Source organism: Natrinema sp. CRL1, from assembly GCF_059162405.1.
Genome location: NZ_JBLVOY010000004.1, coordinates 38,704 through 51,406 on the forward strand (window position 1 = coordinate 38,704; position 12,703 = coordinate 51,406).

Annotated in this window: 14 protein-coding genes and 1 tRNA gene; 7 read left to right on the forward strand and 8 right to left on the reverse strand. The window is 61.6% G+C overall.

What is annotated here, in order from left to right:
* Window positions 1-130: 130 nt before the first annotated feature.
* Window positions 131-832, forward strand: a complete 702-nt coding sequence (locus tag ACJYUO_RS14285; RefSeq protein WP_494346031.1) for a DUF7504 family protein — start codon at window positions 131-133, stop codon at window positions 830-832.
* An 8-nt stretch (window positions 833-840) separates the two neighbouring features.
* Here ACJYUO_RS14285 and ACJYUO_RS14290 read toward each other — a convergent pair whose 3' ends face one another.
* Entirely contained in the window at window positions 841-1,095 is a 255-nt protein-coding gene (locus ACJYUO_RS14290; protein WP_494346032.1) for a pro-sigmaK processing inhibitor BofA family protein, read from the reverse strand.
* Window positions 1,096-1,177: 82 nt separating this feature from the next.
* Here ACJYUO_RS14290 and ACJYUO_RS14295 point away from each other — a divergent pair.
* From ACJYUO_RS14295 to ACJYUO_RS14305, 3 genes are all read left to right on the forward strand, one after another.
* Window positions 1,178-1,250 (forward strand) — tRNA-Pro (locus ACJYUO_RS14295).
* 253 nt (window positions 1,251-1,503) lie between these two features.
* Window positions 1,504-1,644 (forward strand): hypothetical protein, encoded by a 141-nt coding sequence (locus ACJYUO_RS14300; RefSeq protein WP_494346033.1) that lies wholly within the window; start codon window positions 1,504-1,506, stop codon window positions 1,642-1,644.
* Window positions 1,645-2,243: 599 nt separating this feature from the next.
* Window positions 2,244-3,244 (forward strand): IS630 family transposase gene (locus tag ACJYUO_RS14305; RefSeq protein ID WP_494346034.1). Its coding sequence is split into 2 segments (ribosomal slippage): window positions 2,244-2,736 and window positions 2,736-3,244, totalling 1,002 coding nucleotides; the frame shifts between segments, so codons are not numbered across the junction.
* 115 nt (window positions 3,245-3,359) lie between these two features.
* Here ACJYUO_RS14305 and ACJYUO_RS14310 read toward each other — a convergent pair.
* A complete protein-coding gene (locus ACJYUO_RS14310) occupies window positions 3,360-3,536 on the reverse strand; it encodes a hypothetical protein (RefSeq protein ID WP_494346035.1) in 177 nt (58 codons plus the stop codon).
* A 286-nt stretch (window positions 3,537-3,822) separates the two neighbouring features.
* Between ACJYUO_RS14310 and ACJYUO_RS14315 the strand changes: the two genes are divergently transcribed.
* Window positions 3,823-4,473 carry a DUF502 domain-containing protein gene (locus tag ACJYUO_RS14315; protein ID WP_494346036.1) on the forward strand — a complete coding sequence of 217 codons (651 nt, stop codon included), beginning with the start codon at window positions 3,823-3,825 and terminating at the stop codon, window positions 4,471-4,473.
* A 403-nt stretch (window positions 4,474-4,876) separates the two neighbouring features.
* Complete coding sequence (locus tag ACJYUO_RS14320; RefSeq protein ID WP_494346037.1) at window positions 4,877-7,519, forward strand: ATP-binding protein; 2,643 nt, start codon at window positions 4,877-4,879, stop codon at window positions 7,517-7,519.
* A 69-nt stretch (window positions 7,520-7,588) separates the two neighbouring features.
* Here ACJYUO_RS14320 and ACJYUO_RS14325 read toward each other — a convergent pair whose 3' ends face one another.
* The 5 genes from ACJYUO_RS14325 to ACJYUO_RS14345 form a co-directional block, all read right to left on the reverse strand.
* Window positions 7,589-8,488, reverse strand: a complete 900-nt coding sequence (locus ACJYUO_RS14325) for a transcription initiation factor IIB (RefSeq protein ID WP_494346038.1) — start codon at window positions 8,486-8,488, stop codon at window positions 7,589-7,591.
* A gap of 91 nt (window positions 8,489-8,579) precedes the next feature.
* Complete coding sequence (locus ACJYUO_RS14330; RefSeq protein WP_494346039.1) at window positions 8,580-8,930, reverse strand: hypothetical protein; 351 nt, start codon at window positions 8,928-8,930, stop codon at window positions 8,580-8,582.
* Window positions 8,931-9,020: 90 nt separating this feature from the next.
* Window positions 9,021-10,280 carry a threonine synthase gene (gene thrC / locus ACJYUO_RS14335; RefSeq protein ID WP_494346040.1) on the reverse strand — a complete coding sequence of 420 codons (1,260 nt, stop codon included), beginning with the start codon at window positions 10,278-10,280 and terminating at the stop codon, window positions 9,021-9,023.
* 72 nt (window positions 10,281-10,352) lie between these two features.
* A complete protein-coding gene (locus tag ACJYUO_RS14340) occupies window positions 10,353-10,736 on the reverse strand; it encodes a helix-turn-helix domain-containing protein (protein WP_494346041.1) in 384 nt (127 codons plus the stop codon).
* A gap of 46 nt (window positions 10,737-10,782) precedes the next feature.
* Complete coding sequence (locus ACJYUO_RS14345; RefSeq protein ID WP_494346042.1) at window positions 10,783-11,040, reverse strand: DUF8001 family protein; 258 nt, start codon at window positions 11,038-11,040, stop codon at window positions 10,783-10,785.
* Between the two features lie 131 nt (window positions 11,041-11,171).
* Here ACJYUO_RS14345 and ACJYUO_RS14350 point away from each other — a divergent pair, with 131 nt between their 5' ends.
* Window positions 11,172-11,639, forward strand: a complete 468-nt coding sequence (locus tag ACJYUO_RS14350) for a histidine kinase (RefSeq protein WP_494346043.1) — start codon at window positions 11,172-11,174, stop codon at window positions 11,637-11,639.
* A 67-nt stretch (window positions 11,640-11,706) separates the two neighbouring features.
* On the opposite strand, the gene argF is transcribed toward ACJYUO_RS14350, so the two are convergent.
* Window positions 11,707-12,687, reverse strand: coding sequence for an ornithine carbamoyltransferase (gene argF, locus ACJYUO_RS14355; RefSeq protein ID WP_494346044.1), 981 nt, complete (start codon window positions 12,685-12,687; stop codon window positions 11,707-11,709).
* Window positions 12,688-12,703 lie beyond the last annotated feature (16 nt).

Sequence of the window (12,703 nt, forward strand, 5' to 3'; positions counted from 1 at the left end):
GAATCGGAACGGTTTGGATACACCGCGTCGCGGCCACAACCATTTTTATTGACCTGTCGGCGGCCGGAACGGTAAAGAGCCGGAGGGACGAATCGGTGTCCAACGCGGGGACGGCCCCGAGACTGTCACTATGGAATCGAGCACGCCAGCCGCGATCGATCCGCCGGCGAACGTCTTGTTCGTCCATCCGAGCTGTGACGAGTCGGCTGCCTGCGAACAGTTGGGTCACGACGACGCGGCTCATCTGACGGTAACCTTCGCTGACGAGGAATCGGAGTGCCCGGACGAGGAGTCGATCGACGGGAAATGCGGGCTGCTCACCGTCGGGAACGTCCTCACCGACGGCGGCGAATCGGTGCCGGATTTCACCGGACCGGTCGTCACCGACTCGGTCACCGACCCGACCGATCTCTCGGCGATCGGCGTCGCCGTGAGCCGCTTTTGCAAACACTGGGCCGACGCCGACGCGGAGATCACAGTCTGTTTCGACTCCCTCGACTCCCTCCTTCGGCACACCTCGCCGAAAGACGTCTTCCAGTTCGCACACGTGCTGACGAACCGGCTCTCGAGCGTCGACGCCTACGCGCACTTTCACTTCGATCCGACGCGCTACGAGGATCGGGTCGTCTCTACGTTCGGCACGATCTTCGACGCGGTCGTCGCCGACGACGACGACGACTCGCTCCCGGAAGCGACCGACGAGGAAGTCGCCGCGCTGCTGGCCGAGTGGGACGAGGAATCGGCGATCGCACTCGAGTCCGAATTCGAATCCGATCCGGACCCGATCTCCGAAGCGACCGACGAGGACATCGCACAGACACTCGGGAAGTGAGTCGGTGGTCACGGCACGAAGGCAACACCGAACAGCGACAGCGCGAGGACGAGTACCGAGCCCGGAACGCCGCCGATCGCGACGATTGCGATCACGATCGGCGTCACGACGATCCCGAGCCCGAAGACGACCTGCGCGACGTACAACACGACCAGCCCGACCACCGCGTTGATGATGAAAGGGCTGATCGCCCGGACGACCTGTGCCGCGGCGAGAACGGACACCAGTACGATGACTAACAGCAGAATCTCGAGGCCGGACATAGCCGCCGCTACCACAGCATCGCGGAAAACCGTTCGGTTCGTAACGAAACCCTTTATGATGTGCGCACGGTAGGGTAGGTACGGGATCGTGGGTTAGCTTGGTATACTTCGGGCCTTGGGTGCCCGTGACCCCGGTTCAAATCCGGGCGATCCCACTCACTTCTGTCGCGAGCAAATCCGCGAGCAGCGGCTATCTGACGAGTACAGGTGTCGAACCTCGAGCCGTAGCACCGTGACAGGAGACGAGAGATCGGGCTGGGATTCCCACAGGAGTCCCAAAACGACAGGGCAGAAAAAGTACAGCGTCACACCTCTCTCCGCTGAGTTCCAGTTGGCCCGGATGAAACGGGAGGTATTCCAGCGATGGATTGCCACACGTTTTTATCACAGAGCCGCTGATCGGGTAGTATGGACTCTGAAACGCTCACGTATATCGTCTCTCTCGTGGTGATATTCCTCGTCGTTTGTGCAGCGATGGGCTTGGCGGTAGCGGTCGGGGCGGTAGATGTTGTTACCGACTACTACGGGTGGGTGGTGCCCCGTTTCTAGTTCGTAGACCGGGGCCGCCAGTTCTGGCCGGAATGGACCGTTCAAAAGTCGAAAACGGGTTCTAGACCTCGTGTGTGCGAATATACGAATCAGAAGTCCGCTACCCCCTTGAGCCCGCCCAAACCGACCTCATCTCGAGCCAGAAGTCGGCAAATGACTATCTGCAGGGCTATAGTAGCTACTGAAAGTCATTGCACGGGTGACCGGATTTCGTCGATCCAGTAGTAAGCGCTATGCAGCAGTGAATGCGTGAAAACGAAAGCCGAGAATCGCGGATTCGGTGGCGGGAACAGCAATCGGCCGATGTGCGCCATGGCAGGGGTCGCACAGATGTGTGGTCACAATAGCCACAGTGGATTGCTAGTGATCGGGATGGGATTGGTATCCGTTGTCATCACCTCATTACTCGGTAGTGGATGTCCAATAATAAAGGTTACTGATGGCACAATAGACGCGCTATTCGGAAGGATGCAAAACATATGTACTCAAAACCCGAATTATGTTTGAAAAGCAGTTCTAACGAATCGAGACGCCGATTGGTTTGTGGGAAGCTATAGTAACCGTTAGAACTTTTTACTCAGATAGTGTGGGAGTAAGTAGTGGATCATCTCGACGAGATCTCTGTCGAGGAATTACAAGATGCCCTCGACAATGTGGAAGGAAAGAAGCCGACACAACGGCTCTTAGCGGCAATAGCGTACAAAAATGGTCTCACGCAGACTGAGCTAGCCAAGTGGTACGACGTTCAGCGACGGACAATCTATAGCTGGCTTAAGCGACTCGACACTGACGAGTCGCTTGAGCATGCTGTTACTGATGCTCATCGATCTGGGAGAAAGCGAAAATTCTCAGGTAAAGAGCAAAAAGAGTTCGAGGAAACAGTCCATGAATCTCCCGAGGAAGTTGGGTTCGACGCGCCGGCGTGGACGCCGGCGCTTGTCCAGCAGTATCTCGACGAGACGTACGATGTCGAGTACTCAATCCCGAGCTGTCGGCGGTTGCTCAAAGAAGCGGGATTGAGCTATCAAAAACCACGCCGTACAGCCGCCGAATCTGAGGCTGAGGAACAAGAGGCGTTCCGTGAGGAACTCAAAAAAAGCGGCGGGAAATGGACGCCACAGTAGTCTGTATCGATCAAACCAAGAAATCCGTCCAAGTCGAGCCGCGTGCCGCGTGGTTTCCTCGTGGCACGCGACCGTCTGTTGAATTGTCCGGACAACGCGACTGGACGTGTCTCTTAGGTGCGATCACCGAGGACGGTGATTGCTTTTTCTCTCGATTCGAAGAGTATGTAACGGCTGATCACGCAAAACATTTCATTCTCGCGTTATGCAAAGAGTTCGAAGACGACTTGATTATTGTGTTGGATGGAGCGCCGTATTTCCGGGCGTCGGCCGTCACGGACCTAGCGGCCCGTGACGACCTCGCCTTCGTCACGTTACCGTCGTATTCGCCAGAGCTAAACCCCGTCGAAGAATGCTGGAGACAACTCCAAGCGGCACTCAGTAACCGCTTCTTTGACTCACTCAACGACCTCACAACAGCGATTGATACAGCTATTGATCGAATATCTGTGCCAAAAATGAGTAACTATTTCTAACGTCTATTATATTATTCACCACTCGAGGGACACAGCGATCGGTAGTTTCGACGGAGACCTGCAAATGGAAAGCATCGACGAACCCACGTGTGGAGCTCGAGAGCTGAACCGGTGATTACCGGGCGGTCACAGCGGGCTGCTCGAGTCGCGTGAACGCGCCGTCACCGCAGACGCAGTCTTCGCTCGTTCCGAGGGGGCGGACGGAGCCGTCCGGTGTGACCTCGGCGACGAGAATTGCGCCACAACTCTGACATCGGACGGCGGCTCGCGTCTGATCGGATTGGGTCGACATGGGATCTAAATGATGCGCCTACGCGGTCATCACTGTCGCTCCAAAGTGTGAAGGTGTCCGCCGTAACGCCATCTGCTGGATCTACTGAACCGAACCCCGATGCGAGACGTGACCCGGAACTATCTCTCGCTGTGACTACTCGAGGTACCTGTCGTCGAGAGCAGAGACAGGACTCCGAGATGAAGAGCCATTGTGGCACTACCGAACACGCCGTCCCCGCGATAAGTCGGTGGCTATTCCGCCCGCAAGCCCAACGGTTTCGGACTCATCCCGATTGTCAGAACACATGGTCGACTCCACCTCGAGAGTGCAGCGGTGGCTCATCAACGGGATCGTGATCACGATTCCGCTCGTCGCGACGCTGCTCGTCGTGCTCGTCGTCCTCGATTTCATCCTCGGCGTGCTCTCGCCGATTGTCACCGGCGTGACGTACGTCTGGCCCGACGAGCCGCCGGTTCCAGTTGTCCAACTCGTGACGCTGCTGTCCGTGATCGGGTTTTTCCTCGTGATTGGCATCATTGCGGATCACACCCCCGGAACGTACATTTCCGGACGCATCCACGGGACGATGGAGACGATTCCCGGCGTCAGCACCGTTTACGAGAGCGTTCGGCGGGCCAGCAAACTCCTGCTCGAGGATGAGACCGATCAGTTCCAAGACGTGAAACTCGTCGAGTTTCCCCACGAGGGAGCGTACATGCTCGGGTTTCTCACCGCGGAAACGCCCCCAGTCGTGAAAGCCAGTGCGGGCGAAGACGAGATGGTGACGATCATGGTGCCGCTGGCACCGAACCCGGCCACGAACGGCTACGTGATGCACATACCCACCGAGAAGGTCCACGAAGTCGATCTCACCGTTGAGGAGGCGTTCCGATCGATCGCGACGCTCGGCGTCGCGGCCGACAGTCTGGGCGACGGCGAGTACAGCGATCGCTGAACGAGACCGGTCCAATCGCTTCCGTTCGAGGCACCCACCAAAACAGATTGGCCGTGACTACATTACGTCGGAACGAAACGTACGTGTGTGGAGACGTAATCGGCCGACTGGAAGACAGGACACGGCGTGTCGGACTCCGCAGCGACCCGACGGACAGGGATCGGGTCGATGCGGCCCGAAATCGACCGGTTTCTTGCTGGGACTGCCCGCGTAGTCACGACAGTCCGTGTATTGTGCCCGACTGCTCGAGCAGCAACTGTAGCTGGCAACCGCGACCATGAAACTCGAGGGTGAAGAGTACCCGACTGTGAGTACGTCTCGCTGCCGTTCGAACGCCCGACACGGACCAGTTTCGCCCCGGTATACGACCATTTATACCCGGTGGCGGTCCTAGGGGAGTGCAATGGCGCAAGCGGGAAATTCCGAACTCGTCGACTCTTTCGAGCAGTTCTTCCGCAACTATTACGACAACGAGATCAAGCAGCTTGCCCAGCAGTATCCCAACGAGCAGCGCTCGCTGCATATCGATTGGCAAGACCTCTACCGGTTCGATCCCGACCTCGCCGACGACTTCATCAACCAGCCCGAACAGCTCCAGCGCTACGCCGAGGAGGCGCTGCGGCTGTACGACCTCCCGATCGACGTGAGCCTCGGGCAGGCCCACGTCCGGGTCCGAAACCTCCCCGAAACGGAATCCCCCGAGATCCGGGAGATCCGTGCCCGGGACATGAACTCCCTCGTGCAGGTCCACGGCATCGTCCGCAAGGCCACCGACGTCCGCCCGAAAATCGAAGAAGCGGCCTTCGAATGCCAGCTCTGTGGCACCCTCAGCCGCGTCCCCCAATCGAGCGGCGACTTTCAGGAGCCCCACGAGTGTCAGGGCTGTGAACGGCAAGGCCCCTTCCGGGTCAACTTCGACCAATCCGAGTTCGTCGACTCACAGAAACTCCGTATTCAGGAAAGCCCCGAAGGACTCCGCGGCGGCGAGACCCCCCAAGCACTGGACATCAACATCGAAGACGACATCACCGGCGAAGTCACCCCCGGCGACCACGTCTCCGCGACCGGCGTCCTCCGACTCGAGCAACAGGGCGACCAACAGGAGAAGTCGCCCGTCTTCGACTTCTACATGGAGGGGATGTCCGTCGAGATCGACGAAGAGCAGTTCGAGGACATGGACATCACCGAGGAGGACAAGAAAGCGATCTACGAAATTTCGAACCGCGACAGCGTCTACGAGGAGATGGTCGCCTCCATCGCACCGTCGATCTACGGCTACGATCAGGAGAAACTCGCGATGATCCTTCAACTGTTCTCCGGCGTGACGAAACAGTTGCCCGACGGCTCGCGGATCCGTGGCGACCTGCACATGCTCCTGATCGGGGACCCCGGTACCGGGAAATGCGTCCGTGGAGATACGAAAGTCACACTCGCGAACGGACAGGAAAAACCGATTCGGGAACTCGTCGAATCCAACCTTGATGATCCGAAACCGATCGACGACGGGTGGTACGATGAGATCGATATCGCAGTTCCGTCGCTACGGGACGACGGCTCGATCGGCAACCAACGTGCGACGAAAGTCTGGAAACGAGAAGCACCCGAACAGATGTATCGGATTCGGACCTCGAGTGGACGGGAACTCGAGGTAACGCCCTCGCATCCGTTATTCGTTCCCACTGCGACCATCTTTCGGCCGATCCGAGCCGACGAGCTCTCGGTCGGCGACGCTATCGCTATAACGGAGATGAACCCAGAGGCAGTCGGTCAGTCGGCAGAAAAAGAGGTGCTGGCTGATGGCGGAATAACGGCTGCCGACAGTACCGTTGAGACGGACCGAATCGTCTCAATCGAGGTACTGGAGCCCGAATACGACTGGGTGTACGACCTCGAGATCGAAGGGACGCACAACTACATCTCGAACGGCGTCATCTCTCACAACTCCCAGATGCTGGGATACATCGAGAACATCGCGCCCCGCTCCGTCTACACCTCCGGGAAAGGGTCGTCTTCGGCGGGGCTTACCGCCGCAGCGGTTCGCGACGACTTCGGCGACGGCCAGCAGTGGAGTCTCGAGGCCGGCGCCCTCGTCCTCGCAGATCAGGGGATCGCAGCTATTGACGAACTCGATAAAATGAGAAGCGAGGATCGGAGTGCCATGCACGAGGCCTTAGAGCAACAGAAGATCTCCGTCTCGAAGGCCGGCATCAACGCCACACTCAAGTCCCGGTGTTCGCTGCTCGGCGCGGCAAACCCCAAGTACGGCCGCTTCGACCAGTACGAGCCGATCAGCGAGCAGATCGACCTCGAGCCGGCGCTGATCTCGCGGTTCGATCTGATCTTTACGGTGACGGACACGCCCGACGAGGAGAAAGACCGCAACCTCGCGGAACACATCATCACGACCAACTACGCCGGCGAGTTAACCACCCAACGCGAGGAGATGAACCAACTCGAGGTCAGTCAGGGCGAGATCGACGAGATGACCGATCAGGTCGATCCGGAGATCGACGCGGAACTCCTGCGCAAGTACATCGCGTACTCGAAACAGAACTGTCACCCGCGGATGACCGAGGAGGCCCGCAACGCGATCCGAGATTTCTACGTCGATCTGCGGTCGAAGGGGACCGACGAGGACGCGGCGGTCCCGGTGACGGCCCGAAAACTCGAGGCGCTGGTTCGACTCTCGGAGGCGAGCGCCCGCGTTCGGCTGTCGGATACGGTCGAACAGAGCGACGCCGAGCGGGTCATCGAGATCGTCCGTTCGTGTCTGCAAGACGTCGGGGTCGATCCCGAGACCGGCGAGTTCGACGCGGACATCGTCGAAGCCGGGACCTCGAAATCCCAGCGCGATCGGATCAAGAACCTCAAACAATTGATCGGCGACATCGAAGAGGAATACGACGACGGCGCGCCGGTCGACATCGTCATGGAGCGAGCCGAGGAGATCGGAATGGACCACTCCAAGGCCGAACACGAGATCGATAAACTCAAACAGAAAGGCGAGGTCTACGAGCCGAGTACGGACACGCTACGGACGACATAGCGGACATCGGACCCCACACTGTCGTGTACGAGTTTTCGTCGCCGAGAACAGTCGGTTGAGACCCGCTTCTCAGCGGTCCTCGAGGGCCGTAACGGTCGACCGAATCGTCACCGCTGCCACGTCGGCGACATCGGCGGCTCTTGCTTGGGTTACCGTCGGCCACTCCTCGCGCTCGCCGGCGGCCTTGTAGAGACAGGCTGCGGCGACGCCGCTGGGATTGCGGCCGACGATTTTCCCCGCCTCGAGTAGATCGGTGACGTGTTCGCGAGCGCGGCGTTCGACGTCGGTGCCGACCTCGAGTTTCGAGGCGTATCGCGGCAGGTACTGCGTGGGATCGATCGGCCCCGTCGGGAGGCCGAGATCGCGGTTCAAGGCGTCGTAGGCGACGCCGAGTTCATCGGCATCGGCGCGCGCGACGCCGGCGATTTCCTCGCTCGTGCGGGCGACTGATCGCGTTCGACAGATCGCGTAGATTGCGGCAGCGGCGAACCCTTCGAGTGAACGGCCCTGAAAGAGCCCTTCGGACTGGGCGGATTCGAAGAGGGCACAGGCCTGCTCTCTGGCGGAGTCCGGCAAAGAGAGCAACGCAGTGATCCGCCTGATTTCGGCGAAGCCGTAGACCTGATTCCGTTCGGCTTTCGACGAGATTCGAGCGCGGTTGTGCTCCCGGCGCAACCGGGCGATTTGGCGGCGTTTCCGACCGGTAAGCCGCGAGCTGTAACTCGAGTCGGATCCGGTGCCGTAGCCGATTTCCGTCGAGAGCCCTCGGTCGTGTCTCGAGCGAGTCAGCGGCGCGCCGGTTCGTCGCCGGTCGGTATCGTCGTCCTCGAACGACCGCCACTCGGGACCGCGATCGATCGCATCTTCGGCGGATATCAGCCCGCATTTCTCACAGACGATTTCAGTACCCCTCCTCCGTAATCTGCCGTCACACTCGGGGCAGATCGCAGACGAATCAGTATCTGCCATTGGCTATTAGTCTATATATTCAATTGGCTTTCCTTAGTATATAAACTGTTGGAAGTCGTGAAGGAATGGGAAGGCGGACGACCGGCGGGCGTTATCGATCGATCAACCGACCCAGTAGGGATCGGGACTGCGGCTCCGGCAGTTCGGACGACGACTCGTCCGGGTCGTCCCGGTCGGCGAGAAGGCGTTCGTATCGATCGATGACGGCCTGTCGGCGGTGCTCGCTCGTCGCTAACGCACACTCGAGTGCGGCGATCCGGGTGCGGAGCCGCGTGCGTTCGATCCGGTAGGAAAGCGGTGAATCCCGTCGGTCCGAGTCGGTGGAGGATCGTTGCAGCGAACTGGCGGTTCGGTCGTCCGAGCCGGTAGGTCGGTGCGGGATAGTCTGGATCCAATCGTCGGCGGAGCGGGTGGGTGTGGGGCCTCGTTGCTCGGCGGACATGGCTCGATACCGAGTACTACGCTGGACCGGAAAAAGGTCAGTCAGTCGGGCGTCAGACGCGTCAGACGGCGGTCGTCGGCCCGACTGACGTTATTCCTGCAGGTGTTCGAGGACGCCCTCGGTATCGGCCGGCACGGGTTCGGGTTCGCTTCCCGCTGCAGCGGCGGCGTCGGGATCCTTGAGCAGGTGGCCAGTCGTGAGACAGGCGACGCGCTCGTCGTCAGCGACGATTCCTTCGTCGCGAAGTTTCCGCAGCCCGGCGATCGAGGCGGCGGATGCGGGCTCGACGCCGATCCCTTCGGCCGCGATGTCGCGTTGGGCTTCGGTGATCTCCGCGTCCGAGACCGCGACGGCGGTTCCGCCGGTTTCGCGGATACCCGGCAGCGCCTTCGGCGCGTTGACCGGGTTGCCGATCCGGATCGCGGTCGCTCGGGTCTCGACCTCTTCCCAACGGCGGACCTCATCGGCTCCGTTCTCGATGGCTTCGACCATCGGCGCGGCCCCCTCGGCTTGGACGCCGGTCAATTTCGGCACGTCTTCTTCGTCGAGCGCGCCGGCCTGGACGAGTTCGCGGAAGGCCTTGTACAGCGCCGACGTGTTGCCCGCGTTGCCGACCGGGAGCACGATCCGGTCCGGCACGGTGTCGTAGTCCGCGAGAAAGCCCTCGAGGATCTCGAGGCCGATCGTCTTCTGGCCCTCGAGCCGGAACGGGTTCAGCGAGTTCAGTAGGTAGGCTTCGCCCTTCGCCGCGAGTTCCTGGACGATGTCGAGACAGGCGTCGAAGTTGCCGTCGACCTCCAAGATGTGTGCCCCGTGGAGGCTCGCCTGGGCGATCTTCCCTGCGGCGACCTTGCCGGCGGGGAGGAGCACGAGCGTCTGCATGCCGCCGCGGGAGCCGTAGGCGGCGAGTGCAGCGCTGGTGTTTCCGGTCGACGCACAGGCGAGTCGGCCGACGCCGAGTTCTTTCGCGACCCGCACGCCAACGGTCATCCCGCGGTCTTTGAACGAGCCCGTCGGGTTCATCCCCTCGTGTTTGATCCGCAGGGCTTCGACGCCGATTTCGTCCTCGAGGGAGGGGACCTCGTACAGCGGCGTCGCACCCTCCTGAATGGAGACGCCGGCCTCGAAGGGAAGTGCGTCGGCGTACCGCCAGACGCCCTGTCCCTCGAAGTCATCGAAGGTGGGCAGATCGGCGTAGCGAACCTCGAGCAGGCTATCGCACTCGTCACAGGTGTAGCGGACGTCGTCGAACGGTGCGAACGTCTCGCCACAGTCGATGCACTCGAGCCAGACACCGTCGTCGGCGTTGGCGGGCGCTTCCGGCTGGTCGGCCGAGAGACTGAGACTCATTGTCGGTCGAGAGGGTGGCGAGTGGGAAAAAGTGAGTGGATTCGGCAGTCGGCCCTGCGAAGCGAACGACGGTCACTGCTCCGCGTCGTCGAACTCGTCGATCACGTCGTGGACGATCGCCGTCCACGCGTCCAAGGCTTCGTGGAGGCGCTCCTTGGCCGCCGGGAGTTCGAGGCCGGTGTACTGGTAGACATAACCGCCGCCGTCCAGCAGGCGTCGATCCCGGCCCACGAGTCCGCGGTCGCGCAGCGTCGACAGCGATCGGGTGACCGTGCTCCGGTCGCGGTCGAGCGCCGCGGCCAGTTCCTCGATCGTGCTGCCCGGCCGCTCGCAGAGCACGAGATACGTACGCGTCTCGTGGTCTTCGATCCCGAACACGCAGCTCATCACCTCCTCGAACGCCGGATTCGACTCCTCCATCAGTTCCCCGAGGCGGTGTTTGGGGGCGTCGGCCATGGCCGCCCTACGACGGCGAGCGACAAACGCTCGTCGTCTCGCGCGGTCACTCGTCGTCGCCGTCACCGTCGGCATCCCCGTACCCCATCTTCCGGATGCAGGTCCGCATCTCGGCTTCGCTCTCGTGGCGGTGGAGCCGCGTCGGCGTGTCGCAGTAGTAGATCGAGCCGTCGTAGCGCAGCGTCACCTCGTGGTCGTCGCCGAGGTTCGTCGTCGTCACCACGACCCACCGGCCGCTTTCGATCGCGTCGATGATCTCGTCGGCCGTGCGGTCGCCGGCCTCGATCCGTAGCGGGTCGGCCATCGCTCGACACTGCACGGACCGCCCTGAAGAGGCTTTGCTTCCGACAGCCTCGCGAAAACGTGTCCGGCGGCTATGCACGCTCGCTGCACGACCGAGGTAGCGATACACACACCCGCGTCGAAGAGAGTGATATGAGTCAACAAACGGCGACCGCAACCGAAGACCGAACCGGAACCGCGCTCGAACCCTGGCAGGCGGGAACCGTCGGCGGCATCGTCGGCGCTCTCGTCTTCGGGGCGATGATGGCGATGCAGACGCCCGGCGTCCTCGAGGCCGCGATCCCGGCCATGTACGGCCTCGAGGGCGGGCTTGCGGGAATGATACTTCACGTCACCCACGGGGCCGTCCTCGGCGTCGTCTTCGCAGCGCTGCTGGTCGCTGCGGGCCGAGCCCACCTCACGGCGGGATCGGGCGTCGCCGCGGGCCTCATCTACGGTCTGGCCGTCTGGGCGGTCCTCGCCGTGGTCGTCATGCCGCTCTGGCTCTCGGCGGTCGGGTTCGGGATGGCGCCTACCGTCCCGAACGTCGCCGTCGAGAGCCTGATCGGTCACGCCGCGTACGGCCTGCTCTTGGGCGCGGCGTACGCGGCGCTCGAGTGAGCGGCCGTCGAGGTCGCGCCGATGGAAAATAGGGTCGGCGTTCGCGATGTCGTCGTCCGCCGCGCTCTCACTCGAGCAGCCAACTCAACAGCGCCTTCTGGGCGTGGAGTCGGTTTTCCGCCTGATCGAAGACGATCGAGCGCTCGCCCTCGATGACGTCGTCGGTGATCTCCTCGCCACGGTGGGCGGGCAGACAGTGCATGACCGAGGCCTCGGGGGCGTGCTCGAGCAGGTCCGCGTTGACCTGGAAGCCCTCGAAGTCGTTCATGCGGACATCGCGTTCGTCTTCCTGGCCCATCGAGATCCAGACGTCCGTGTAGATGATATCGGCGTCGGTGACTGCTTCGACAGGGTCCGTCGTGACCGTCGGATCGCCGCCCAGTTCGCGGGCGCGCTCGAGGACTTCGTCGTCGACCTCGTACCCCTCCGGCGTCGCGATCGTCAGGTCGATATCGGTCAGCGCACAGCCGAGCGCAAAGGACTGGGCGACGTTGTTCCCGTCGCCGATCCAGACCGCCGACACACCATCGAATCCGCCGTTCGACGAGCCGCCGGTCGCTTCACTCCCGGAGACGTCCTCGAAGCCGCCCTCGTGTTCGCGGATCGTCAGCAGGTCCGCGAGCGTCTGGCAGGGGTGGGCGTCGTCGGTGAGCCCGTTGACGATCGGCACCGAGGAGTACTCCGCGAGTACCTCGACGTTCTCGTGTTTGAAAACGCGGGCCATCACGGCATCGACGTACCGCGAGAGGGCACGCGAGGTGTCTTTTAGCGGTTCGCCCCGGCCGAGCTGGATGTCGTCTTCCCCGAGGAAAATCGCGTGTCCGCCGAGTTGGGTCATCCCCGTCTCGAAGGACACTCGGGTCCGGGTGCTCGCCTTCTGGAAGAGCATTCCCAGCGTCTGCCCGGACAGGTCGGCGTGGTCCTCGCCGGCGTCGACGGCGCGTTTGTACTCGTCGGCTCTGTCCAGCACTGCGAACAGTTCCTCCTCGGAGAGGTCATCGACGTCGAGGAAATGTCTCGGCTCCGTCTCGTTCGTTGCTGTTGTCATAGTCTGATAGCTCGTC